Origin of the sequence: Celeribacter arenosi (assembly GCF_039539485.1) — a bacterium.
Taxonomy (GTDB): domain Bacteria; phylum Pseudomonadota; class Alphaproteobacteria; order Rhodobacterales; family Rhodobacteraceae; genus Celeribacter; species Celeribacter arenosi.
The window spans coordinates 241,785-263,639 of record NZ_BAABDF010000003.1; the positions used below are offsets into that span (position 1 = coordinate 241,785).

Consider the following 21,855-nt stretch of genomic DNA (forward strand, 5'->3'; position numbering starts at 1 on the left):
CCTCGGATCACTCAAAATCGCTGCTTTGTATCAGGTTGATTGAGCCGCCTCAATGGCGTGTCCATCCCGATTTGCCGCTCGACGGTGTCTTTGGGATCTCCGTGGTCTCCGGCGTCTCCGCCTCGCGCCACTCCCCGTCAATCACATCGCCACCCGCAGGACGCTCGCCGCGATGCTGCGCGCCCTGACCCGACCCCATATCGAACGTCTGGATCGTCACACGCGATCGCACCGCCTCATAAATATAGCGCCGCACAGGCGGGGCGAGCAGGGCAAACCCGACCGCATCGGTGAAAAACCCCGGCGTCAGCAACAAAGCCCCCGAAAACAGGATCATCGCCCCATCGGCCAAGGCACCCGTCGGATCACTCAGCTGCGAAAACGACTGGCGCAGCCGCAAAAGCGCCGCCGATCCCTGCTGACGCACCAGATAGGTGCCCAAAATGGCAGTGACGATCACGATCAAGAGCGTCGGCCACGTACCGATCCACCCACCAACCTGAATGAACAACGCGATCTCGATAATCGGAATCGCAACGAAGAGGGCAAAAAGCCACATAGAACCTCCAACGGTGTTTTTCCGAGGGCCGGTAGACTTGACCCCCTGCCTGACCTACATAGGAAGAGAAGTGGCAAGATGCCATGTTCTCACGTCAAAGAGGTATTCATGGGCGGTTCTTCTCTACTTTCGCTGCTTGTTCTGGCTGCGATCGCGGTCTTTCTGATTTTGCGCCTGCGCAGTGTTCTTGGAACACGCGACGGATTTGAAAAACCACGCGTCGCGCGTCCCGAAGAGGATGCATCCGCTAACCGCAATCGCCGTGGCTTTGAGGTCATCGAAGGCGGCCCCGATCACGACATCACCGAAAATGTCGAAGCAGGGTCCCGCGCGGCCGAAAACCTCGCCGCGATGAAACGCATCGAACCCGATTTCTCGGTCTCCGAATTTATCGGCGGTGCACGCGGCGCGTATGAAATGATCCTGATGGGCTTTGAGGGCGGCAATCTCGAAGAGGTGAAATCCTTCCTCTCCGAAGACGTCTATGACGCGTTCAAATCCGTGGTCGACACCCGCGTCGAAGAAGGCCTCGAAGTGGACGCCGACTTCATCGGTCTGCGCGAAATCCAGATCATCGACGCCGATCTCGACCGCGCCGACAACGAAGCCGAAATCAAAGTGCGCTTTGTTTCCGAGCTCAGCTTTGTTGTGCGCGATGCGACCGGCCAGATCGTCGAAGGCAACCCCAACGCCATCAAACGCCAGAAAGACATCTGGACCTTTGCCCGTACTTTGGGTGCCGACGACCCGAACTGGATCCTCGTCGCGACCGGAGCCTGACGTCGTGCGCGTGGCAGGCGCCGCCTTCGCGGCCTTGCTATCCCTGACATCCACGGCCGCCGCGCAGGAGGACCTGTCCCTTCGCGTCCTCGATTTCGCAGAACTCGACGGGTGGAGCGACGATCGCCACGATGAGGCGCTCGACGTTTTCACCCGCTCCTGCGACCTCATCGACGGACCCGAATGGCCCGGCCTGTGCGAACTCGCCTCGCGCAACCCGCAGGCCCGCACCTTCTTTGAACTCTTCTTTCGCCCCGTCCTGATCGAGGATGGCCGCGACCCCCTGTTCACCGGCTACTTCGAACCCGAAATCGACGGCGCGCGCACCCGAACCCACCGCTTCCGCGTGCCGGTCTACTCCCTGCCCTCGGGGGGAACCTCCCTCACCCGTTCCGAGATTTCACAGGGCGCACTTGCCGGTCGCGGCCTCGAAATCGCATGGGTGGATGACCCGACAGAACTGTTTTTCCTGCAGGTGCAGGGATCGGGCCGCATCCGCCTGACCAACGGCCAAACCATTCGCATCGGCTACGCAGGCCACAACGGCCACCCCTACCGATCCTTGGGCGAAGCGCTCATCGCGCGTGGCACCTATGAACCCCATCAGGTCTCCGCCGACGTGATCAAAAACTGGGTCCGCCGCAACCCCGTCGAAGGTCAGGCCCTCCTCGATCACAGCCCGTCTTACGTGTTCTTTCGCGAACTCCCCAACCTCGCCATGTCGCTCGGGCCCATCGGCGCGATGAACCGCTCGATCACGCCGATGCGCTCCATCGCGGTCGACCCGTCTTTTGTCCCGCTCGGCGCGCCGGTGTGGATCGAAAAGGCAGGCGCGGACCCGATCCACCGCCTGATGATCGCGCAGGACACCGGCTCCGCCATAAAAGGGGCACAGCGCGCGGACGTGTTCTACGGCACCGGCGACAAAGCAGGCAAACAGGCCGGCCGCATCCGCGATCCCGGCCGCGTCATCGTCCTGCTCCCCATCCAAATCGCCTACGCCCTCCAAGAGCGAGCCGCCGGATGAGCCGCCGCCGCAAAGGGCTCACCCCCGAGGATCTCGAGGTCTGGGAGGCGGTGCGCAAAACCGCCGAACCGCTGCAGCCGAAAATCCCCTTCGCGACCTCGCAGGACACCCCCGCGAAACCGGTGCCAAAGGCGAAAAAACCCCGCTTCGAGGTGACGGATTTCCGCCTCGGCGACACCGCGCCCGCGCGTCAAACGCCCCACGACATCGCGCCGCCCCTGTCGCACAAACTCGACCACGCGCCCCTCAATATGGACCGCAAACGGTTCGGCAAAATGAAAAAGGGGAAACTGGCACCGGAGGCGCGGATTGACCTGCATGGCATGACGCTCGCCGCCGCCCACCCCGCGCTGACCGGATTTATCCTGTCCTCACATGCGGCGGGTCGTCGTCTCGTGCTCGTGATTACCGGCAAAGGCAAACATCGCGACGATGGCGGCCCCATTCCGGTCCGCCACGGCGTCCTGCGCCATCAAGTGCCCCATTGGCTGCACTCCGCCCCGCTGAAATCCTGCGTGCTGCAGGTCAGCCAAGCGCATGTGTCCCATGGCGGCGAAGGCGCACTCTACGTCTACCTGCGCCGCCATAAGTGATCAGAGCATAAAGCGGCTCACATCTGTGGCCTTGGCCATGTCGCCGACATGCTTCTGCACATAATCCGCATCGATCGTGACCACATCGCCCGAGCGATCCGGCGCGACAAAGGACAACTCCTCGAACACCCGCTCGATGATCGTATAAAGACGCCGCGCCCCGATGTTCTCCACCGTGCCGTTCACCTCCGCCGCAATCCGCGCAATCGCCGCGATCCCGTCTTCGGTAAACGTCGCCGTCACGCCCTCGGTCTCCATCAACGCGGTATATTGCAACGTCAGCGCATTATCCGTTTCCGTCAAAATCCGCACGAAATCACCCTCTTCGAGCGCGCGCAGCTCCACACGGATCGGCAAACGCCCCTGCAACTCCGGCAACAGATCGGATGGCTTGGCGATATGGAACGCGCCCGACGCAATGAACAGAATATGGTCGGTCTTCACCGGCCCGTGCTTCGTGGACACCGTCGTCCCCTCGATCAGCGGCAACAAATCGCGCTGCACACCCTCGCGCGACACATCGCCCCCGCGCGCATCCGAGCGGGCACAAACCTTGTCGATCTCGTCGAGGAACACGATGCCGTTTTCCTGAACCGCCTCCAAGGCATTGCGCGTCACCGTCTCGTCGTCGAGCAGCTTGTCCGCCTCCTCGCCGATCAACACATCATAGCTCTGCGCCACGGTCAGCTTTTTGCGCGTCGTGCGCCCGCCAAAGGCTTTGCCGAACAGATCGCCGAGATTCATCCCCGCCATCTGCGGCTGCCCCGGAATTTCGAACATCCCCGCAGGCGTGCCGCTCTCCTGAACATCCAACTCGATGACGGTGTCGTCCAACTCGCCCGAATGTAGCTTGCGGCGGAACATGTCGCGCGTCTGCTCGCGCGCATCAGATCCCGCAATCGCCTCGATCACCCGCTCTTCTGCGGCCTCGACCGCCTTGGCGCGCACGTCTTCGCGCATATGCTCGCGGGTCTGCGCAATCGCCACATCGACGAGATCGCGCACGATCTGCTCCACATCACGCCCGACATAGCCCACTTCGGTGAACTTCGTCGCCTCGACCTTCACAAACGGCGCACGCGCCAGCTTTGCCAAACGCCGCGAAATCTCGGTCTTACCCACACCGGTGGGCCCGATCATCAGGATGTTCTTGGGGTACACCTCTTCGCGCAAATCATCGCCCAACTGGCGACGCCGCCACCGGTTGCGCAGCGCCACGGCCACCGCTCGTTTCGCGTCCTTTTGCCCAATGATGTAACGATCGAGTTCCGAGACAATCTCTCGTGGTGTCAGGTCGGTCATTTGGAAATCTTCTCCACGGTCAAATTGCCGTTCGTGTAAACACAGATGTCTGCCGCAATCGCCATCGCTTCGCGCGCAATCGTCTCGGCGTCCTTGTCGGTGCTCATCAATCCACGCGCCGCCGCGAGCGCAAAGTTGCCCCCCGACCCGATCGCGGCCACATCATTCTCGGGCTCCAAAACATCGCCCGCGCCGGTGATCACCAACAACTCCGTGCCATCGGTCACGATTAACATCGCTTCCAACTTCTGGAGATACTTGTCCGTGCGCCAATCCTTGGCCAACTCCACCGCCGCGCGCGTCAACTGACCCGGCGTGGCCTCCAATTTGGCCTCCAACCGCTCCAGCAACGTAAACGCATCCGCCGTCGATCCGGCGAAACCGGCCACCACATCATGCCCACCGGGGGTCAGACGCCGCACCTTGCGCGCCGTGCCTTTGATCACCGTCTGGCCGAGGCTGACCTGACCGTCACCGGCCACTACAACCTCACCACCACGGCGCACACCGATAATCGTCGTGCCGTGCCATCCTGGAAACTCATCGCGAGACATGACTGCTCCTTTTTACCTTCAAACATATATGGAAACGATCGCCACGGGGTGCAACCAACTGATGGGTGCCCAAAAACGAAAAGGGCGCCACATCGGGCGCCCTTTGATAAACCTGTCGAGGGATCAGACGATCAAACAGACTCGGCCATCCAACCCTGCAGAACCGCCTTCGGAGCCGCGCCGATCTTGTTGGAAACAACTTCGCCGTCCTTGAACATGAACAACGCAGGAATGCCGCGCACGCCGAATTTCGCCGGCGAGTTGGGGTTTTCGTCCACGTTGACCTTCACGACTTTGACCTTGCCTTCAAACTCGGCGGACAGCTCTTCGAGAGCCGGCCCGATCTGCTTACATGGACCACACCATTCCGCCCAAAAATCGACGACAACGGGGATATCGGATTCAAGCACTTCCTGCGCGAAAGTGTCATCTGTTGCTGAAACGGTAGCCATTCCATATTTCTCCTGAAAACTAAACTTGGCTGGAACGTAAGTGCGCACCCCCAGCGGGTCAAGATGTAGTGGGCTGTGCAAGGGCGCTCATCACGATGTCGAGAGGCACAGGGCATAATTCCGCCGTCGCTGTCCACAAAACAGCCGTTTCGATTGCGCGACCGGGAAAAATCAACCGGCACGCCTCTGCATAGGCCCCCAATTGGCGCAGGATTCCGAGGGGGATATCCTCCACCCGATCCGGCACCACGCGGTTCGATTTGTAATCCACAATCCGCACGCAGGTCTCGGTTACGATCAACCGGTCGATGATCCCGCTCACCATCGCCCCGCGGAGCGCCCCGCCCAGCGCATCGATGCGCGCCGAAAACGGCACCTCCGCCAACCCGCCCGCACCAAACACGGGCCACTCATAACGCGCATCAATCACCCGCGTCACCTCGGGCAAAAGGCTCTCCAACTCATCGCCGAGCGCGGGTTCCTCAGCCATCGCCAAAACATGGCGCGCCACCGCCCCCCATGTGTCGCGGCGATGCGCGGGCAGGTGTTCGATCAACAAATGGATCTGCCGCCCGCGCCGCATCGCCGCCTCTGCATCCTCACCGGCCTCCCCGCCGATTTCACCCGCCAATGCCTTTGCCCCGCCGAGGTCAGAGGGCGACAAAACCACCTCTTTTGGCACCGTCACAGCCGCGACAACGTCGCGACACCAAGGCTCTAATCCCGCCGAACTGCCCGCCTCAGGCACCTCACCGCCCCGCCGCGCGGGCCAATCGCCAAACGAATGGCGCAAACCGCCACAGAACCCGAATTCATGCGGCGCGGCACCCACGGCTTCCAACCCGACACGCACCTGTTCGTACCAATGCTTCTCCTTGTCGCCCGCTCCCCCGACGACGAGCCAATTTTTCGCCCGCGTCATCGCCACATAGAGGAGCCGGTTCTCTTCTTCCTCATCCTGCGCCGCGATCTTCGCCGTCGCCTGCGCGAGCGCCTCGGATCGCTCCGCCTTCGACGTGCGCCACGCGATCTTTCCCTCGTCGAGATCGACAAAGTCATCCTTGGATTCGCGCGTGTCGCGCATCGTGTCGGGCAAAATCACAATCGGCGCTTCCAGCCCCTTGGCCCCATGCACCGTCATCACCCGCACGAGGTTCGACCCCTCGTCGAGCACGCGTTTGATCTCGATGTCCTGCGTTTCGAGCCAGCTGACAAACCCCGTCAAACTCGGCGTTTCCGTGCGCTCATAGACCTGCGCCTGCTGGAGCAACGCATCAATCCCGTCCTCGCATTCCCCGCCGAGCCGCGCGACAAATTTGCGCCGCCCCCCGTGCCGGATCAACGCGCGCTGGATCAATTCATAGGGCCGCAGATAATCCGCCTGCATGCGCAGATCATCAATCACCGCCATCGTGTCGGGCCAATCGCCGCGCTGGGCGCGCAATTCCTGCCACAACGACACCGCCCGCCGCTCATGCGCCAGCGTATACAAATCCTGCTCGCTCCACCCGAACAGAGGCGATCGCAAAACCTCCGCCAATGCCAGATCGTCATCCTGGAGCGACAGGAACGCGAGCAGCGATTTGATGTCCTGCACCGCCAATTCATCCGACAGGTCCATCCGGTCCGCACCCGCCACCGGAATGCCCTTGGGGTGGGCTTTCAGCGCGCGCAAAAGCGGCGCGAACAACCCCGACCGTTTGCGCACAAGGATCAAAATATCCCCCGGCGCGACGGCTGTGCTCTCGCTCTCCCGCTTGCGCGGAACCGACCCCGTTTCCAGAACCTCGGCCACGAAATCCGCAACGCGGCGCGCCAACTGGCTGGTGTGATGCTCGTCACCCACCTGATCGGGCGCGAACTCCCAATCGCTCTCGCCCTTCTCGGGCTTCACCGCCTCGATCGAGTCCCACAAATCAACCCGACCCGGCGTGGCCTCGAAAAACGCCTCATGGAACATCGGCCCCACGCCGGTCCCGCCACAGGCCTCGAACACCGCATCCGTTACCGACAAAATCGCCTGTGACGACCGGAACGAATGCTCCAACGCGAGATCCTGAAACGGCTCGCCCGCCCCGCTAAAACGCTCTGAAAACAACGCCTTCATATCATCAAAGGCATCGGGCGCCGCGCCTTGGAACGAATAGATCGACTGCTTGCGATCCCCGACCACAAACAACGTGCGCTTCTCGTCCTCGCGCGCGCCCTTCCCGGCGGTGAACTCCGCCGCGAGATGTTCGACCACTTTCCACTGATCGGGACTGGTATCCTGCGCCTCATCGACGAGGATGTGATTGATCCCCCCGTCGAGCCGGTAAAGCACCCATTCCGCCACGCTCGACGTCGCAATCAAATCGCGCGTCTTCACGATCATGTCGTCGAAATCGAGCACCCCCAACGCGGCCTTCTTCTCCAGAAACCGCGGCAGGAACCCTTGGGCAAACTTGTGCAGCGCCATCGTCTTTTGCGCGTCCTGAAACGCCAGTAACGACTCCCGCGCCTCCTCGACCCGCAACATGAAATCTTCCAGATCGCCGAGCGGCTCTGCCGCCGCCTCGGCAATCTTCTTGTTTGGAAATCCGCGCCCGAACTTGGTCTGGAACGGCGCGGTTTTGGATGTGCCGTCAAACACCAGCTTTGGCATCATCGCGCCCAGCAAAGACATCGACGGCTCGCGCCCCGCCCAATCGCGCAACAGATCGCCATTGGCCACATCCGTCTTGGCCGCCGACGTCGCAAAAACCCCCGCCGCCTCGCGCAACATTTCGCCCTCGCCGCCCCTAAACACCGAGGCCAATATATCGACCTCGCCATACCCTTGGGGCAACCCGAACCACGACCGGATTTCATCGCCACTCACCGGCGCGCCAAAGGCCTCGCGCTCCGCTATCACCGCATTGCACAACGCATAGGGATCGCCGCCGCCCAAATGCACCGCCACCGCGTCAATCGCATCGCGCTCCGCCCCGCGCGCCATCTCGTCGAGCGTCTCATCCACCAACCGCCGCGTCATCATCGCGTCCATCTCGCGGAACTGCGGCGACACCCCCGCCTCCAACGGAAACCGCCGCAAAAGCGCGCTGCAAAACGAATGGATCGTCTGGATTTTCAACCCGCCCGGCGTCTCCACCGCACAGGCAAACAAGGTCCGCGCCTGATCGAGGCGCGCCTCGTCCAAAGCCGCCCCGTCGACAAATCCCTCCAACTTGTCGCGCAAATCTGCATCACCCAGCATCGCCCATTCCCCGAGCGTCACAAACAAACGGTTCTGCATCTCCGCCGCCGCCGCCTTGGTGAACGTCAGACACAGGATCTTTTCCGGCGGCACCCCGTCGAGCAACAATCGCGCCACGCGATCCGTCAAAACCTTGGTCTTGCCCGACCCCGCATTGGCCGAAAGCCACGTCGAAGAGGTCGGTGCAGACGCCGCCAATTGCCGCAAAGACGCTGGATGGTTCCGGCTCACGACACATCCTCCGGCAGGGCTTCATCCCAATCCGACCACTCGCCATAGCGCGCCAGATGTTCGAAATCTGTGACATAGCCGAGCGACTGCATCGCGCGCCGCGACGTATATCCCGTGGCCGGATCGTCATAGGTCGCAATCAACCGGATCAACCGTTTCCGCATGGTCTCGATGTCCACATCGGACACCGCACGCTCAAACAGTTTTAGAGCCGAATTCAGCCCAATATAGGTCAATTCCACCACCGACTCCGGCGCCACCCCGTCGATTTTCCCCGCCACGGCCATCATCGCCTCGACGTCCAACTGGATGGCATATTTGCCGACCTGCTTGGCGGTCGGGGGCGTTCCGGATTTGTAATCGTAGATGATCAACCCGCCGCTTTTGTGCCGGTCCACCCGATCCACCGTGCCCGTGATCGAAAAATCCACCTCCGGCACATGCATCGCGCCCTTGGCCTCCAAGGCCACGATATCGCCCTTCGCCTTGCGCGCCCGCTCCGCATCCACCAACCCCGCCGTGATCCGGCGCAACCGGCCGAGCCATAGGCGCGCCGTCGCAGGATGTTCGTCCACCTCCGCCAGAACCGCCTCGGCCACCGCCAACAACCGCGCGCGCGATTCCTCGACCGTCTCCTCGCGATCCTCCGACAGATAGCGCTCCATAATCGTGTGCAACGCCGTCCCCCGATCCCGCGCATCCGCCGAACGGGTCAACGGGTCGAGCTTGTTCAGCTTCAAAACCCGCGTCGCGTAAATCTCGTAAGGGTCGCGGATCAAGGTCTCCAAACGCGTCACCGACAACTGCCGCGGGCGCGCATCCACGGGCGGGCGCGGGCTCGGGCGATGCGCAGGCGCGACGCGGACCTCCGGCGTTTCGATCATCTTCGCCCGCTCGATCCACCGCTCTCCGCGTGCCCGCATCTCGCGCAGCGTCTCTTTGCCCTCGCCCGACATCCCCTCCATGAGGTTCGTCAAACGCGACACCCACCGGCTCGGCACCGTCTCCGTCTCCGCATTGCGCCGCGCGCGGATCAAAACCACCTCGCGCGCGCCAATCGCCTGCTGGAAATCATGCGCGGATAGGCCGGTTTTCTGATCGGGTGACGACAACCCCGCCTGACGCCGCATATCGCGGCTAAACCACGGATCACTCGCGGGCGCTTCGGGCCACACCGTTTCATTGAGCCCGCCCAAAACCACGCGGTCCGCATCCAAAAACCGCGCCTCCAACGTCCCCCAGATCATCACACCGGGATGTGTGGGCGACGGATCACGCACGGTTTCGCGCGAAATCAGCGCGCGGAACAAATCGCCAAAGGCCTGCACGGACATCACATCGCCCGCCTCGCTCGTCGCGGCCAATGTTTCGACCAGATGGCGCACCGCCCGCCCCGGCCCCTGCGCCCACAACTCCGCATCGCTCTCGCCCATCGGCCCGCGCACCAAAGCGCCCGCAATATCCAGAACGCGGTCCAGATGCGCCCCGATAGCCACCTGCGGCGCCTCGACAAACAGGGGCAAAATCTGCCCGACCCATTCCACCCAAACCTGCCGCTGCTCGGCCTGCGCGGGGTCGCGTTTCTCGCTCATAGCCCAGGCGCGCATATCCTCAATCGTGGGATAGGCACGCGAACGGCGGCGCAGATGCACCTCCATCTCGCGGCTCCACAAAAGGTGAAATCCACGCTCGAATCCCGCCGAACTCGCCCCTGTCGCCGTGAGAGGGTGTTTGAGCAGGACCAGCAATTCCTCGGTCGTGATCCGCTGCCCGAGCAACCCCACAACATGGCGCAACAACCGCCCCGGCGCGGTCTGGTTGAGAGGCACCCCCGCACTGTCATCGGGCACGATGCGCCACCGGTCCAACTCCGCCGTCACGCGCCGCGCCAGATCACGATCCGGCGTCACGAGGACCGAGCGCAGCCCCGCCTCCACGCCCTCACGCAGAACCAATGCCGCCGCCGTCGCCTCCGTCTGAATATCGGGCGCTTCGATCAGGGTCGTCGTGGCCGCAATCGCCCCGACACCGGCAAATTTCGGCCCCTCGCGCATCCAGTCATCCGTCACCGGCGCGGGCCGCATCGCCAAAGACACCAACCGGTTGCGCACATCATCAAAGGGCGCACCATCGCTCCACGGCATCACATCCGTGCGCCCCAACCCGAGCGTTTCGGCCAAACTCACCAGCCGCTTCTGGGGATGCTCCTCATGCCCCGTCTCGCGCAACGTCGCCCAAACCCGCGGCGTCACATGCGGATCGGCACCCGGGAAAATCACCGCCCCCTGCGGCAGACGCGCAACCGCCTCCATCAACAGCGCCGTCGTGGGCCGCGACCCCGTCGATCCAACCACCAGAACCGGATCATCGCGCCCGCTGAGAACCCAATCATCGGCCAACCGCTCAACCGCCTCGCGCAGCCGCGCCTCCGCCGTCACACCGCCGGTTTCGCGATCCAGAAACGGAAAAGCAATGCCCAGAAATTGCAGCGATTCCTGCCAGTGGCGCGACGCATTCGGGATCGTGATCCCTTCCAAAGCTTCGCTCCCCGCACCCGCCTCATGCAGCTCCCCCACCACCGACACCAGACTATCGGCCAGATCGAAAATCCCCGATTTGGGCGCAAAACCCGCCTCGCGCGCCAGAAACGCCTCGACCAACCGCGCCATGTCCAACTTCTGGCGCAACGGCGCTTGGGGCAGTTCGAGGTCATGGAAAACCGGATCATCGGGCAGGCGCGACAACAACCGGATGCGCGGCTTCAACCCCGGCGCATAGCCCCCGAAGGCATCGCCAATCGCGCGCCCCAACTTCGACGTGTTCACAATGATCTGCGCGCGCGCCACCCGCTCCGGCGACGCCCCCGCCATCCGCTCCATAAACCCGCGCACAACCTCGCGCGGATAATCGACGCCACAGGGCAACCCGAACAGACGCGGCTTGTCGCTGGCCTCAAACATGGAACCCCACCATCTCCTCGGCCAAAGAAATCGCCTCCGGATATCCGACATCGGCCCACCGACCCGGATAGGCGACCCCGTACAACCGCCCCGCCGCCCCGATGCGCTCCCACACTGCGTTTAGCGAAAAATGTGCCCCCGCCTGTGCCGCGACAGGCGCGGTGCGAATGATCTGCGCGCCGGTGTAAACAAACGACCCGCCGCGCGCCAAACGCCCGTCCGCGCCCACCGAAAAATCGCCCGACCCCAAATGCCCGACCGTGCGATCCATCGCCACGACCAACAACAACGCATCCATCCGCGCCGGATCCCACGCCTGCGCCAAAACATCCGCCGCCAAGGCCCCGTCCCACAAAGCATCCGTGTTCATCGTGTAAACCGCATCGCGATCGAGCCGCCCCAGCGCGTTCTTCAACCCCCCGCCGGTCTCGAGCAATTCCACCTCATGGATCGTCTCGACCCCACGCGGCTCCAAATGCGCATGCAACGGCGCGGGCAAATAATGCAGGTTGGCAAACAGACGCTCCACACCGGCGAGCTGGTCGAGCGCATGATCGACCAAAGGTCGCCCGGCCACCGCAATCATCGGCTTGGGGCGATCCGCGCTCAGATCACGCATCCGCGTCCCGCGCCCTGCGCAAAAGATCATTCCAGTGTCGGGACGCTGGCGCATTTTGACCTGAGGATTTGCAAATTATCGGGCGTCGGCGGCGGCAGATCGCGCAGAACCACTCGCGCGAGATCGGAGAGATCGGGGTGCTTCAAATCGCGCATCAAATGGTCCCAAACCCGCGGGATCAAATCCACATAGGCGGGTTTGCCAAAATGCAGCGACAGACGCGCGAAAATCATCAAAATCCGCAGGTTACGCTGCACCGAACAAATCGCGAATTCACGGTTGAGGCGCAAACGCCCCACCCCCGTGGCCGCCCCGAACTGCGCAATCCCCGCCTCGCGAACCGCAGGCGGCACATCGCGTCGCGCGTCCGTCAAAAGGGAGACGAGATCATAGACCGCAGGCCCCGTCATCGCGTCCTGAAAATCCAACAACCCCACGCGGGCCACGCCATCGCGTTCAGACAACCACAACAGGTTCTGCGCATGAAAATCGCGCAAAACCGTCGTGCGCCCGCGTCCCAGACTGGCGATCAAGGGATCGAAATACGACTTGGCCTCTGCGGCCTCCGCCGTCAAATCGCGCCCCGAAATCGCCGCGCCGTACCACCGATAGGAACTCAGCGCGAGATCAACCATCACCGGCTCATAGGGCTTCAACCCCGCCATCGGCGCCGCCCCCGCGAGTTTTGCCAACACATCAACCGCGCCAGAATAGAGCGTCTTTTCCTGCTCCGGAGCACGCTCACAAACCTGATCGAACAGGTCGTTGCCCAAATCCTCCAGAACCAGAAACCCCGCCGCCACGTCGCGCGCCAAAATCTCCGGCGCCGAAAACCCGAGCCCGCCGAGATAATCCGCAACCGCCACAAAGGGGCGCACATCCTCCCCTTGGCTCGCCGGCGCATCCATCAAAATGGCAGATCGCGACGGCCCCTCGAACAGGCGGAAATACCGCCGCCGTGACGCATCACCGGCCAGCGGTTCAACCCGCGCACCCTGCCACGGCGTCGTGGCGAGAAAGGCGGCCATCTGCGCATCGCGCGGCGCGACCTGTGCCGAGGTGTCTGAAAGTGTTGCTTGTCCCATGGCGCAACTTTAGGCACCGGACCTGCGGATACAAGCGCCTTTATATCTCGGCGATCTGGATGCTCGCCACTTTGGGTTTGCCCAATGGCAAAGGCGTCGCGCCCTGTTGCTGCGACGTAAATCCGACCAAGGTCTGCCCATGCGGCAAAGGCACCACACGGCAGGCAATCCGCCGCCCGTCCCATGCCCGCGTCGAGCCCGATATTTCGCGCCGCTCGCGCCCGTGACCAATGCTCTCGCGCACCTGCGTCCACAGCGGCGTCGGCGCACATTTCCCATGCCACAACCGCGTCGCCTCCTGGATGGTCGACACCTGCACGGTCTCCATGGATTTCGACCCCCACAGCGTGTCATAGGCCGAATTCGTCACCAAAAGCGCCCCGTCGGGTCCAAACACCGCAATCGCCTCCGACAGGCTGTCGATCACATGATGCGCGGTGTCGATTTCGGAGCGGAACCGCCGCGTCAGCGTGATTTCCGCCGAGATATCTTCGAACAAAAACGCAATCGCCCCATCGGGATGCGGACGCCCCGACACGCGATAGGTCACATCACCGGGCAAAGACCAAACCTCTTCGTAGCTGCCATCACGCGCCGCCGCTTCGAGATCCTCGATCGCCTGACGCCAGCTTTTGTAATCCTTCGGCTCCGGCATCATATGGCTGTCGCGCAGCCGGTCCAGAAACTGCGCCAGATCGGGACGCGTGATCAGAAAATCCACCGGCAAACGGGTCAGATCTCCCAGCGCCGGATTGAACAACGCCAACTTCCGCGACCGGTCAAACACCGCAAGTCCCACGGTAAGATGGGAAAATGTCTTGGTCAGGGTCTGAACGAACTCACTCAGATGCGCCTCCGCGCGCACCGTGCGATCCGCAGGCGAAGCCGAAAACAAAACTCCGTCGCTCATCTCCCGGCGCGTCACGTCGAACCACTGGCGGCTCTTGGCACCCACCACCTCGACGCGTTGCGACGCCAACCCGTCCTCACCGGACACCTTGAATACCCGTGCGGGCGGCCATGTCGGGGGTTGCGACCCATCGCTATCGGCATCGGCGAGCGCCAGATACGCCGAGTTCGCCCATGTAATCGTCCCGTCGCGCAATTCGCGCCACACCGGAAACGGCACGTGATGGGCCGTTTCGCGCAGCGTTTCGAGCTCTTCCTCCATCGCGCGCATCGAAAACCGGTCAACGCCGCCGCGCATGTCACCCGCCTCCTCGGCAAAGGCAATGCGCGCCAATCCGTTGCGCCATTCGCATTTCAAAACCGCCATCCCGTCGCGCGCATCAATCGTGATCCGCCCCGTCTCGGCCAGCGCCGCAATCTGGGTGTTCAACTCGGGAAACCGCGACAACATCACGGAGAGAAACCGCGACCAATCCGACCCGACGTCGGCGGCAGAACTCATGATATGGCGCGCACTTTCCGTCGCGCTCACCAACCGCTCATCGTCGAACAGGAACACCATTTCACTGTCGGGCGCATTCAATTGCAACGCCTCGCGCCGCTCGCTGCGCCGCCCCAAAGCCGTGAGAACACTCAAAACACCCATCGAAATGAGAAAGCTCACCATGGCGAGCATAACGAGGGTTATCAGGGCGGACGTGGGCATGTGATTCTAACAACGCAAACGGATTTCGACCCCGTCAGTTGTCATGGATTAGAATTAACAGAGACTTAAATTTGTCTAAACGCCGCCCGCAAAAGGCGCGTTCTCACCCAGCGCTTTCTTGCGCTCCTCATCAGTCACCGCAATGCGCGCGCGCGGCCACGACAACTCGACAATCGCCCCCGAACGCCGCCCCGCATGCAGATGCACGTCATTCTTGCCCGACCCGTTGGCAAAGGTGATCTCCGCCCCCGTGCGCTCCAACAGCGTCTTGGCGATGAACAGGCCGAGCCCCATCCCCTCATACCCCGGACGACGCGCCGCCTCGCGATCCGCCCGCCGCCTGCGCACAAAGGGATCGCCGATGCGCCCGAACACCGACGGCGGAAACCCCGCCCCGTCATCCACGATCATCAACCGGATGCGCTCGGCGTCCCACATCACATCGATCCACACCGTCGCCTCGGCGAAATCGACCGCGTTCTGCACCAGATTGCGCAGCCCGTGAATGATCTCGGGACGACGCACCACATAGGGCTGGTCCTCGCCCGCCTCGCTGCCCAACACGTCGATGATCACCGTCTTGCCACGGGTCAGATGCGGCTCGGCAGCCTCTTCGACCACCGCCTGCAACGGCGCGATGCGCATGTGCAGATCGTCTTTGCCCGCCCGCCCCATTGAGCGCAAAATATCGCGACACCGATCCGCCTGCTCGCGAATGAGAACCGCATCCGCCATCAATTCCGGCCGGTCCTCCAGATCATCCACCAACTCCGAACTCGTCAGCTTGATCGTCGCCAAAGGCGTGCCCAACTCATGCGCCGCCGCCGCCACAACACCGCCGATATCGGTCAGCTTCTGCTCACGCGTCAGCGCCATCTGCGTGGCGAGCAACGCCTCCCCCATGATGTGCGTCTCCGATGTCACCTTCCACGAAAACACGCCCAGAAACACAACTCCGATCACAATCGCGACCCAGGTGCCGAACAAAAACAGATCCGGCACCATCAAAACCGCCCCGCCCTGCGTCCTCAACGGCACGTTGTAGAGCACCAACAGCGACACCAGAAAAATCGCCGCCGCCCCGATCAAAATCGCCGACTTCGGGCGCAAAGCAGAGGCGGAAATCGTCACCGGCGCGAGGATCAGCAACGCAAACGGATTGTTCAAACCCCCCGACAGATAGAGCAGCGCCGACAATTGCACGATGTCGAAAAACTGCATCAACGCAGCCCCGCGCTCACTCAGCCGCGTGTTCCCGGGAAACAGGAAATAGGCCAAAAGGTTCGCCGTCACCGACGCCCCGATGACCAAAGCCAACCCGCCGATCTCCAACCGCAACCCGAACACAAAGCTCGCCGCCATCACCGCGATGATCTGGCCCGCAATCGCAATCCAGCGCAAATTGGTCAGCGTCTGAAGCCGGACCCAATCCGATCGCCGCTCCGACGACATCCACTGCGTGTCTGCATTGCTCATCGACACTCACTTCACATGCTGCGTCATTTGAGAACCTTGATAGTCCGCGCCAGATCCGCGATCAATGCGCGCAAATGATAGGAGCCCCTCCATGTCCACGCGCACATTCGCCTCAATCGCCATCCTCGCCGTCGCCGCAGGCCTCGGAATCTCGGCGTGGTTTGCCATGAAACCCGCCTCCGACGACCCCTTCGCCCAATGCCGCGCCTCGGCAGTCTCCGGCGGCGCAGGCGCAATCGGCGGCCCCTTCGAGGTGGTGCGCGAAGACGGCGTGACCGTCACCGACGCCGAAATCTTCACCAAACCGACCATCCTCTACTTCGGCTACACCTTCTGCCCCGACGTCTGCCCGCTCGATTCAATGCGCAACGCCGACGCCCAGCGCCTGCTCGAGGAACGCGGCTATGACGTGCAAACCGCCTTCATCTCCATCGACCCCAACCGCGACACCGTCGAGGTCGTGGCCGAGTTTACCGACCTGTTCCACGACAACATGATCGGCTTCACAGGCTCCCCCGAACAAATCTCCACCGCCTCGAAAGCCTTCAAAACCTATTTCAAGGCACATACCGACGAAGACCCCGAATACTACCTCGTCGACCACTCCACCTTCTCCTACCTCGTGATGCCCGACACCGGTTTCGCTGAATTCTTCCGCCGCGAAGACAGCCCCGAAACCATGGCCGAGCGCACCGCCTGCTTCATCGACGCCGCAAAATAGCCCACACCCCAGCGACCGCATGCCGCAGCATGGAATTTGACCTACCCATGCACCAAGCCTAATGTGTTGCAGTAGTCCCAGAACTGGCCTCGGGAGGCGCATGTGGAAGACCTAACACCGGACCTCGGCGACGATCGCACCCTCCTTCTCGTCGATGATGACGAACCCTTCCTGCGCCGCCTCGCGCGCGCCATGGAAAAACGCGGATTTGACGTGGAAACCGCCGAAACCGTGGCCGCAGGCAAAGCCATCTCCACCGCGCGGCCCACGGCCTATGCGGTGATCGACCTGCGCCTTGGCGACGGAAACGGCCTCGACGTGGTCGAAACCCTGCGCGCCAAACGCCCCGACTCACGCATCGTCGTGCTCACCGGCTACGGCGCCATCGCCACCGCCGTCGCGGCGGTCAAAATCGGCGCCACGGACTACCTGTCCAAACCCGCCGACGCCAATGACATCATGAATGCGCTGCTCGCCAAAGGCGACGCCCTGCCCCCGCCCCCCGAAAACCCGATGAGCGCGGATCGCGTGCGCTGGGAACACATCCAACGGGTCTACGAACTCTGCGACCGCAACGTCTCGGAAACCGCGCGCCGCCTCAATATGCACCGGCGCACACTACAGCGCATTCTGGCCAAACGCTCCCCGCGTTAGACCCTAATCCGGCTCAACATCATCCCAACCGCTGGCCAACTCTTCGAGAGTGGCCACCGGTTCGGCATTCTTGATCAACCAGTTGCGAAACAGCCGGATGTTGGGCGACAAAACCCCCGCTGCCGTCACGATGTAATACCCGATGTTCTCCGGATCGCCCTCGTAGAGCACCTTCATGCGCCCCGATGCGATATCATCCTCGACCAGAACACGGCTCTGGATCGACACCCCGTGACCGGACCGCACCGCCGACAGCGTCAGCGCATTACTCGCCAACTCGCGGTAGCCTTCTTCGTGGAAATCAATCCCGATCCGCTGCCCCCACGCATATTGCTCGGAGGAAAATTCCGAAAACAGCCAATAGAACCCCGAGGTATCTTCGATATCCTCCAACCGGTCCTCGGGCGTGTAATCGGGGCTGCACACCACGGTAAACGGCGACATCAACAAAGGCACCACATCCACCCCCGGCCAACTGCCGTGCCCGAACCGGATCGCCAGATCAATGTCGTCGGCGCGCATGTTCGACAGCCCCATCGACGGCTGAACCTGCACCGAAATATGGGGATGCTCGGACCAGAACGCGCCGAGTTTCGGCATCAACCACACTTCCGCAAACGTCGGCGTCGTCGAAATCCGCAACGCGCGCCCCGTCTTCTCATCGGTCACCGCGCGCACGCCACTCACGATCATGCCGAACCCCTCGGCCAGCGAATCCGCCAAAGACCGCCCCGTCGCGGTCAGCGCCATGCCCTTTTTGTCGCGCTGCAACAGCTTTTCACCCAGATGGCTCTCCAACCCGCGAACATGCTGCGCCACGGCGGCATGGGTCACGTTCAACTCGCGCGCCGCCGCAGAATAGCCACCCAAACGGGCCGCGGACTCAAACGCGCGCAGCGATGAGAGTGAAGGTATATCTCGCCAATCCATGCGCACATGATAGTTCAGCTTACATATGGAAAGCCATTGCGATTTCGCAAATCACGCCGACTCAGGCAAAAAGAATTCCAGCAAAGGAGTTCGCCCATGTCATTCTTTACCCGCACCAACACACGTTTCCGGCTCGGTTCCTTTATGCGTAAATCCGCGCAGGGAAAATCACGCCGCCTTTGCCTCAATAAAGAGAGCGAAATGCGTCACGATCTCGCGTTCCAACTGAACCGCAAAGTCTGGTTCTGAGGCGATCGGTAAAAGGGCCGGCAAAAGGGCAGGGGAGAGGTATCTCCCTACCTCTTTTTAACATGTAAAACATGTAAAACGGCGATTTCGCAGTTTGTAAAACCCTGCAAACACCCGCCACAAAGTCTTTAATACCCTGACAAAAGCACCTCGAAGCGCGACGTAAACGCCATCCGCGCCTCCAAAGGCGGCCGCAGCAAAATCGCGCATCCCTCGATGATCTGCGGGTCGGGCACGCCAAAGAATTTGTTGCTCTCGGCCACCGTAAACCCCGCAATCTGCGTCGCCTCGAGCCACGCAGAGATTCGATCCGCCTTTTTGATCTTTTTCTTCACCGCCACGGGCAATTTCGCAGGCAACCCGAAACGGATGTGAATGGCCGCCGTCAACCGGTCATCCAACTCCCCGTATGCCGACCCCACAGCCGCCTTCACAGGCGAAATCATATCCCCGATCACATACTCCGGCGCATCATGCAGCAGGGCCGCCATCTGCCATTTCACCGGCTCGGAGGGATAGAGTTTGCGGAAAATTTCCTCAACCAAAACAGAGTGTTCGGCGACCGAATAGGCGAAATCGCCCCGCGTCTGCCCGTTCCATCGCGCCACAAAAGCCAGCCCGTGCGCGATGTCTTCGATCTCGATATCTACCGGCGTCGGGTCGAGCAGATCGAGCCTGCGCCCCGACAGCATTCTCTGCCATGCACGTGTCTTGCTCACGGCGTCGCCTCCGAAAATCGCGCTCCAGTTCATGCGTTGTAAAGCAGCTTTAATTGAAAAGGCCAAGGTCCGGTGCTATCCCGCGCGGGAACAAGATTTAAAGGAGCGTCCCATGGCCGCCGACTACATCGTAAAAGATATCTCCCTCGCCGAATTCGGGCGCAAAGAGCTCGACATCGCAGAAACAGAGATGCCGGGTCTGATGGCGCTTCGCGAAGAATACGGGGAAAAACAACCACTTAAAGGCGCGCGCATCGTCGGATCGCTGCACATGACGATCCAGACCGCCGTGCTGATCGAAACCCTGACGGCACTGGGCGCAGACGTGCGCTGGGCGTCGTGCAACATCTTCTCGACTCAGGACCACGCCGCCGCCGCCATCGCCGCAGGCGGCACACCGGTCTTCGCAATCAAAGGCCAATCGCTGGCAGAACACTGGGATTACCTCGACAAATCCTTCCAGTTCCCCGAGGGCGCAAACCTGATCCTCGACGACGGCGGCGACGCCACACTCTACGTCCTTTTGGGCGCACGCGCAGAGGCCGGCGAAGACGTGCTGGGTGTGCCAACCTCCGAAGAAGAAGAGGTTATTTTCGCCCAGATCAAAAAACGCATGGCCCAATCCCCGGGCTGGTTCACCAAAACCCGCGAGGCCATCAAAGGCGTCTCTGAAGAGACAACCACCGGCGTTCACCGCCTCTACGATCTGCACAAAAAAGGCCAACTGCCTTTCCCCGCGATCAACGTGAATGACTCCGTGACCAAGTCGAAATTCGACAACAAATACGGCTGCAAAGAGAGCCTCGTCGACGGCATCCGCCGCGCCACCGACACCATGATGGCCGGCAAGGTCGCCGTCGTCTGTGGCTATGGCGACGTCGGCAAAGGATCCGCCGCATCTCTGCGCGGGGCAGGGGCCCGCGTGAAGGTTACCGAGGTCGATCCGATCTGCGCGCTGCAGGCCGCGATGGACGGTTTCGAAGTCGTCCTTTTGGAAGATGTCGTTGATTCCGCAGACATTTTCATCACCACCACCGGCAACAAAGACGTCATCCGCATCGAGCATATGCGCGAAATGAAAGACATGGCGATCGTCGGAAACATCGGCCACTTCGACAATGAAATTCAGGTCGCGAACCTGAAAAACCACAAGTGGACGAACATCAAAGACCAGGTGGACATGATCGAAATGCCGTCCGGCAGCCGCATCATCCTCCTCTCCGAGGGCCGTCTGTTGAACCTCGGCAACGCCACCGGCCACCCGTCGTTTGTGATGTCCGCATCCTTCACCAATCAGGTGCTCGCGCAGATGGAACTCTGGAATAACGGCGCGGCCTATGAAAAAGGCGTCTACATCCTGCCAAAACACCTCGACGAAAAAGTCGCCCGCCTGCACCTTGCCCGTATCGGTGTAAAGCTGACCGAGCTGAAAAAAGAGCAGGCCGACTACATTGGCGTAACTGTCGAAGGCCCGTTCAAGCCGGAACACTACCGCTACTAAGCCATCCATACCTTTGGGAAATAACGACACATCAAAGCCGCCCGACATCCGTTCGGGCGGTTTTTCTATGCCCACCCAAAATTCCCGCTTTCGATATCCCGGGCCGAATCTCGTCAAGTAAGCCGGAATCTTAGGAAAATTCCCCCTTTGTTGATTTGGAAAATCGCTTTACCGTCTGCCCAGCTCCAACGACGGGCAGGCCGATTGAGCCGCAAATTTTGACAAGGTGGGAGAAGACCTATGGGAAAACGTGACGATCTGATCGCGAAATACGCAGAAGACATCAAAACCAAATGCGGCATGACGCCCGACATGGACCTGCTGACGAAGGTCACTATCGGTTGCGGTCCCGCAATCTACAACGCCGACGCATCGACCGTCGCCGGTTCGCAGCCAAGCGAACTCGAAACCGTTAAAAACAACTTCCTCGTCAAAAAACTCGGCCTCGCAGACGGCCCCGAGTTGATGGATGCGATCAATTCCGTGATCGATACCTATGGCCGCTCCGAGCGCACAAAATACCGTGCCGTGGTCTACTACCTCCTGACCAAGCATTTCGGCAAAGACGCCGTCTACGGCTAAGTCGTTTTACG

At 61.7% G+C, this 21,855-nt stretch carries 20 protein-coding genes; 8 read left to right on the forward strand and 12 right to left on the reverse strand.

Annotated elements, in window-relative coordinates:
• Window positions 1-49: 49 nt before the first annotated feature.
• Window positions 50-559, reverse strand: a complete 510-nt coding sequence (locus ABD815_RS03395) for an FxsA family protein (RefSeq protein WP_344843463.1) — start codon at window positions 557-559, stop codon at window positions 50-52.
• A 108-nt stretch (window positions 560-667) separates the two neighbouring features.
• On the opposite strand from ABD815_RS03395, the gene ABD815_RS03400 reads away from it, so the two are divergent.
• The 3 genes from ABD815_RS03400 to ABD815_RS03410 are packed head-to-tail and all read left to right on the forward strand — an operon-like array spanning window position 668 to window position 2,959.
• Entirely contained in the window at window positions 668-1,339 is a 672-nt protein-coding gene (locus ABD815_RS03400; RefSeq protein ID WP_344843466.1) for a Tim44/TimA family putative adaptor protein, read from the forward strand.
• A gap of 10 nt (window positions 1,340-1,349) precedes the next feature.
• Window positions 1,350-2,366: a murein transglycosylase A gene (gene mltA / locus ABD815_RS03405; RefSeq protein WP_344844249.1), complete on the forward strand. Its 1,017-nt coding sequence runs from the start codon at window positions 1,350-1,352 to the stop codon at window positions 2,364-2,366.
• Window positions 2,363-2,959 carry a Smr/MutS family protein gene (locus tag ABD815_RS03410; RefSeq protein WP_344843469.1) on the forward strand — a complete coding sequence of 199 codons (597 nt, stop codon included), beginning with the start codon at window positions 2,363-2,365 and terminating at the stop codon, window positions 2,957-2,959. Before mltA ends, ABD815_RS03410 begins: the two co-directional genes overlap by 4 nt.
• On the opposite strand, the gene hslU is transcribed toward ABD815_RS03410, so the two are convergent.
• The 9 genes from hslU to regB all read right to left on the reverse strand — a co-directional run bounded on the left by hslU (window position 2,960) and on the right by regB (window position 16,488).
• A complete protein-coding gene (gene hslU, locus ABD815_RS03415; RefSeq protein ID WP_344843472.1) occupies window positions 2,960-4,261 on the reverse strand; it encodes an ATP-dependent protease ATPase subunit HslU in 1,302 nt (433 codons plus the stop codon). It lies immediately after the preceding gene.
• Complete coding sequence (gene hslV, locus ABD815_RS03420) at window positions 4,258-4,815, reverse strand: ATP-dependent protease subunit HslV (RefSeq protein WP_344843475.1); 558 nt, start codon at window positions 4,813-4,815, stop codon at window positions 4,258-4,260. Before hslV ends, hslU begins: the two co-directional genes overlap by 4 nt.
• Before the next feature lie 131 nt (window positions 4,816-4,946).
• Window positions 4,947-5,267 carry a thioredoxin gene (gene trxA / locus ABD815_RS03425; RefSeq protein ID WP_344843478.1) on the reverse strand — a complete coding sequence of 107 codons (321 nt, stop codon included), beginning with the start codon at window positions 5,265-5,267 and terminating at the stop codon, window positions 4,947-4,949.
• 58 nt (window positions 5,268-5,325) lie between these two features.
• Complete coding sequence (gene addA / locus ABD815_RS03430; protein ID WP_344843482.1) at window positions 5,326-8,733, reverse strand: double-strand break repair helicase AddA; 3,408 nt, start codon at window positions 8,731-8,733, stop codon at window positions 5,326-5,328.
• The gene (addB, locus tag ABD815_RS03435; protein ID WP_344843485.1) at window positions 8,730-11,693 is read right to left on the reverse strand and encodes a double-strand break repair protein AddB; all 2,964 of its coding nucleotides are present in this window, start codon (window positions 11,691-11,693) and stop codon (window positions 8,730-8,732) included. The genes addA and addB overlap by 4 nt, the downstream gene beginning before the upstream one ends.
• On the reverse strand, window positions 11,686-12,312 hold the full coding sequence (locus tag ABD815_RS03440; RefSeq protein ID WP_344843488.1) for a nucleotidyltransferase family protein: 627 nt from the start codon (window positions 12,310-12,312) through the stop codon (window positions 11,686-11,688). Before ABD815_RS03440 ends, addB begins: the two co-directional genes overlap by 8 nt.
• Before the next feature lie 26 nt (window positions 12,313-12,338).
• Window positions 12,339-13,397, reverse strand: coding sequence for an aminoglycoside phosphotransferase family protein (locus ABD815_RS03445; RefSeq protein ID WP_344843490.1), 1,059 nt, complete (start codon window positions 13,395-13,397; stop codon window positions 12,339-12,341).
• Between the two features lie 40 nt (window positions 13,398-13,437).
• Complete coding sequence (locus tag ABD815_RS03450) at window positions 13,438-15,012, reverse strand: PAS-domain containing protein (protein ID WP_344843492.1); 1,575 nt, start codon at window positions 15,010-15,012, stop codon at window positions 13,438-13,440.
• A 75-nt stretch (window positions 15,013-15,087) separates the two neighbouring features.
• Entirely contained in the window at window positions 15,088-16,488 is a 1,401-nt protein-coding gene (gene regB, locus ABD815_RS03455; RefSeq protein ID WP_344843494.1) for a sensor histidine kinase RegB, read from the reverse strand.
• A 91-nt stretch (window positions 16,489-16,579) separates the two neighbouring features.
• Here regB and ABD815_RS03460 point away from each other — a divergent pair, with 91 nt between their 5' ends.
• Both ABD815_RS03460 and ABD815_RS03465 read left to right on the forward strand, forming a co-directional pair.
• Entirely contained in the window at window positions 16,580-17,209 is a 630-nt protein-coding gene (locus ABD815_RS03460; protein WP_344843497.1) for an SCO family protein, read from the forward strand.
• Window positions 17,210-17,311: 102 nt separating this feature from the next.
• Window positions 17,312-17,863: an ActR/PrrA/RegA family redox response regulator transcription factor gene (locus tag ABD815_RS03465; RefSeq protein ID WP_344843500.1), complete on the forward strand. Its 552-nt coding sequence runs from the start codon at window positions 17,312-17,314 to the stop codon at window positions 17,861-17,863.
• Between the two features lie 3 nt (window positions 17,864-17,866).
• Here the strand turns inward: ABD815_RS03465 and ABD815_RS03470 are convergent, their stop codons facing one another.
• Window positions 17,867-18,793, reverse strand: coding sequence for a LysR family transcriptional regulator (locus ABD815_RS03470; RefSeq protein ID WP_344843502.1), 927 nt, complete (start codon window positions 18,791-18,793; stop codon window positions 17,867-17,869).
• Window positions 18,794-18,889: 96 nt separating this feature from the next.
• Between ABD815_RS03470 and ABD815_RS03475 the strand changes: the two genes are divergently transcribed.
• On the forward strand, window positions 18,890-19,042 hold the full coding sequence (locus tag ABD815_RS03475) for a hypothetical protein (RefSeq protein ID WP_344843504.1): 153 nt from the start codon (window positions 18,890-18,892) through the stop codon (window positions 19,040-19,042).
• Window positions 19,043-19,170: 128 nt separating this feature from the next.
• On the opposite strand, the gene ABD815_RS03480 is transcribed toward ABD815_RS03475, so the two are convergent.
• Window positions 19,171-19,794, reverse strand: a complete 624-nt coding sequence (locus ABD815_RS03480) for an HD domain-containing protein (protein ID WP_425549844.1) — start codon at window positions 19,792-19,794, stop codon at window positions 19,171-19,173.
• 79 nt (window positions 19,795-19,873) lie between these two features.
• Here ABD815_RS03480 and ahcY point away from each other — a divergent pair, with 79 nt between their 5' ends.
• The gene (ahcY, locus tag ABD815_RS03485) at window positions 19,874-21,262 is read left to right on the forward strand and encodes an adenosylhomocysteinase (RefSeq protein ID WP_344843507.1); all 1,389 of its coding nucleotides are present in this window, start codon (window positions 19,874-19,876) and stop codon (window positions 21,260-21,262) included.
• Between the two features lie 240 nt (window positions 21,263-21,502).
• Window positions 21,503-21,844 (forward strand): DUF2853 family protein, encoded by a 342-nt coding sequence (locus tag ABD815_RS03490; RefSeq protein ID WP_344843510.1) that lies wholly within the window; start codon window positions 21,503-21,505, stop codon window positions 21,842-21,844.
• Window positions 21,845-21,855: the final 11 nt, after the last annotated feature.

Excerpts from the sequence above, each read along its gene's own strand:
- ABD815_RS03395 (WP_344843463.1), bottom strand. The coding sequence starts at position 559 with ATGTGGCTTTTTGCCCTCTTCGTTGCGATTCCGATTATCGAGATCGCG.
- ABD815_RS03400 (WP_344843466.1), top strand. The coding sequence starts at position 668 with ATGGGCGGTTCTTCTCTACTTTCGCTGCTTGTTCTGGCTGCGATCGCG.
- ABD815_RS03410 (WP_344843469.1), top strand. The coding sequence starts at position 2,363 with ATGAGCCGCCGCCGCAAAGGGCTCACCCCCGAGGATCTCGAGGTCTGG.
- hslU (WP_344843472.1), bottom strand. The coding sequence starts at position 4,261 with ATGACCGACCTGACACCACGAGAGATTGTCTCGGAACTCGATCGTTAC.
- hslV (WP_344843475.1), bottom strand. The coding sequence starts at position 4,815 with ATGTCTCGCGATGAGTTTCCAGGATGGCACGGCACGACGATTATCGGT.
- trxA (WP_344843478.1), bottom strand. The coding sequence starts at position 5,267 with ATGGCTACCGTTTCAGCAACAGATGACACTTTCGCGCAGGAAGTGCTT.
- addB (WP_344843485.1), bottom strand. The coding sequence starts at position 11,693 with ATGTTTGAGGCCAGCGACAAGCCGCGTCTGTTCGGGTTGCCCTGTGGC.
- ABD815_RS03440 (WP_344843488.1), bottom strand. The coding sequence starts at position 12,312 with ATGCGTGATCTGAGCGCGGATCGCCCCAAGCCGATGATTGCGGTGGCC.
- ABD815_RS03445 (WP_344843490.1), bottom strand. The coding sequence starts at position 13,397 with ATGGGACAAGCAACACTTTCAGACACCTCGGCACAGGTCGCGCCGCGC.
- ABD815_RS03450 (WP_344843492.1), bottom strand. The coding sequence starts at position 15,012 with ATGCCCACGTCCGCCCTGATAACCCTCGTTATGCTCGCCATGGTGAGC.
- regB (WP_344843494.1), bottom strand. The coding sequence starts at position 16,488 with ATGAGCAATGCAGACACGCAGTGGATGTCGTCGGAGCGGCGATCGGAT.
- ABD815_RS03460 (WP_344843497.1), top strand. The coding sequence starts at position 16,580 with ATGTCCACGCGCACATTCGCCTCAATCGCCATCCTCGCCGTCGCCGCA.
- ABD815_RS03470 (WP_344843502.1), bottom strand. The coding sequence starts at position 18,793 with ATGGATTGGCGAGATATACCTTCACTCTCATCGCTGCGCGCGTTTGAG.
- ABD815_RS03475 (WP_344843504.1), top strand. The coding sequence starts at position 18,890 with ATGTCATTCTTTACCCGCACCAACACACGTTTCCGGCTCGGTTCCTTT.
- ABD815_RS03480 (WP_425549844.1), bottom strand. The coding sequence starts at position 19,794 with ATGAACTGGAGCGCGATTTTCGGAGGCGACGCCGTGAGCAAGACACGT.
- ahcY (WP_344843507.1), top strand. The coding sequence starts at position 19,874 with ATGGCCGCCGACTACATCGTAAAAGATATCTCCCTCGCCGAATTCGGG.
- ABD815_RS03490 (WP_344843510.1), top strand. The coding sequence starts at position 21,503 with ATGGGAAAACGTGACGATCTGATCGCGAAATACGCAGAAGACATCAAA.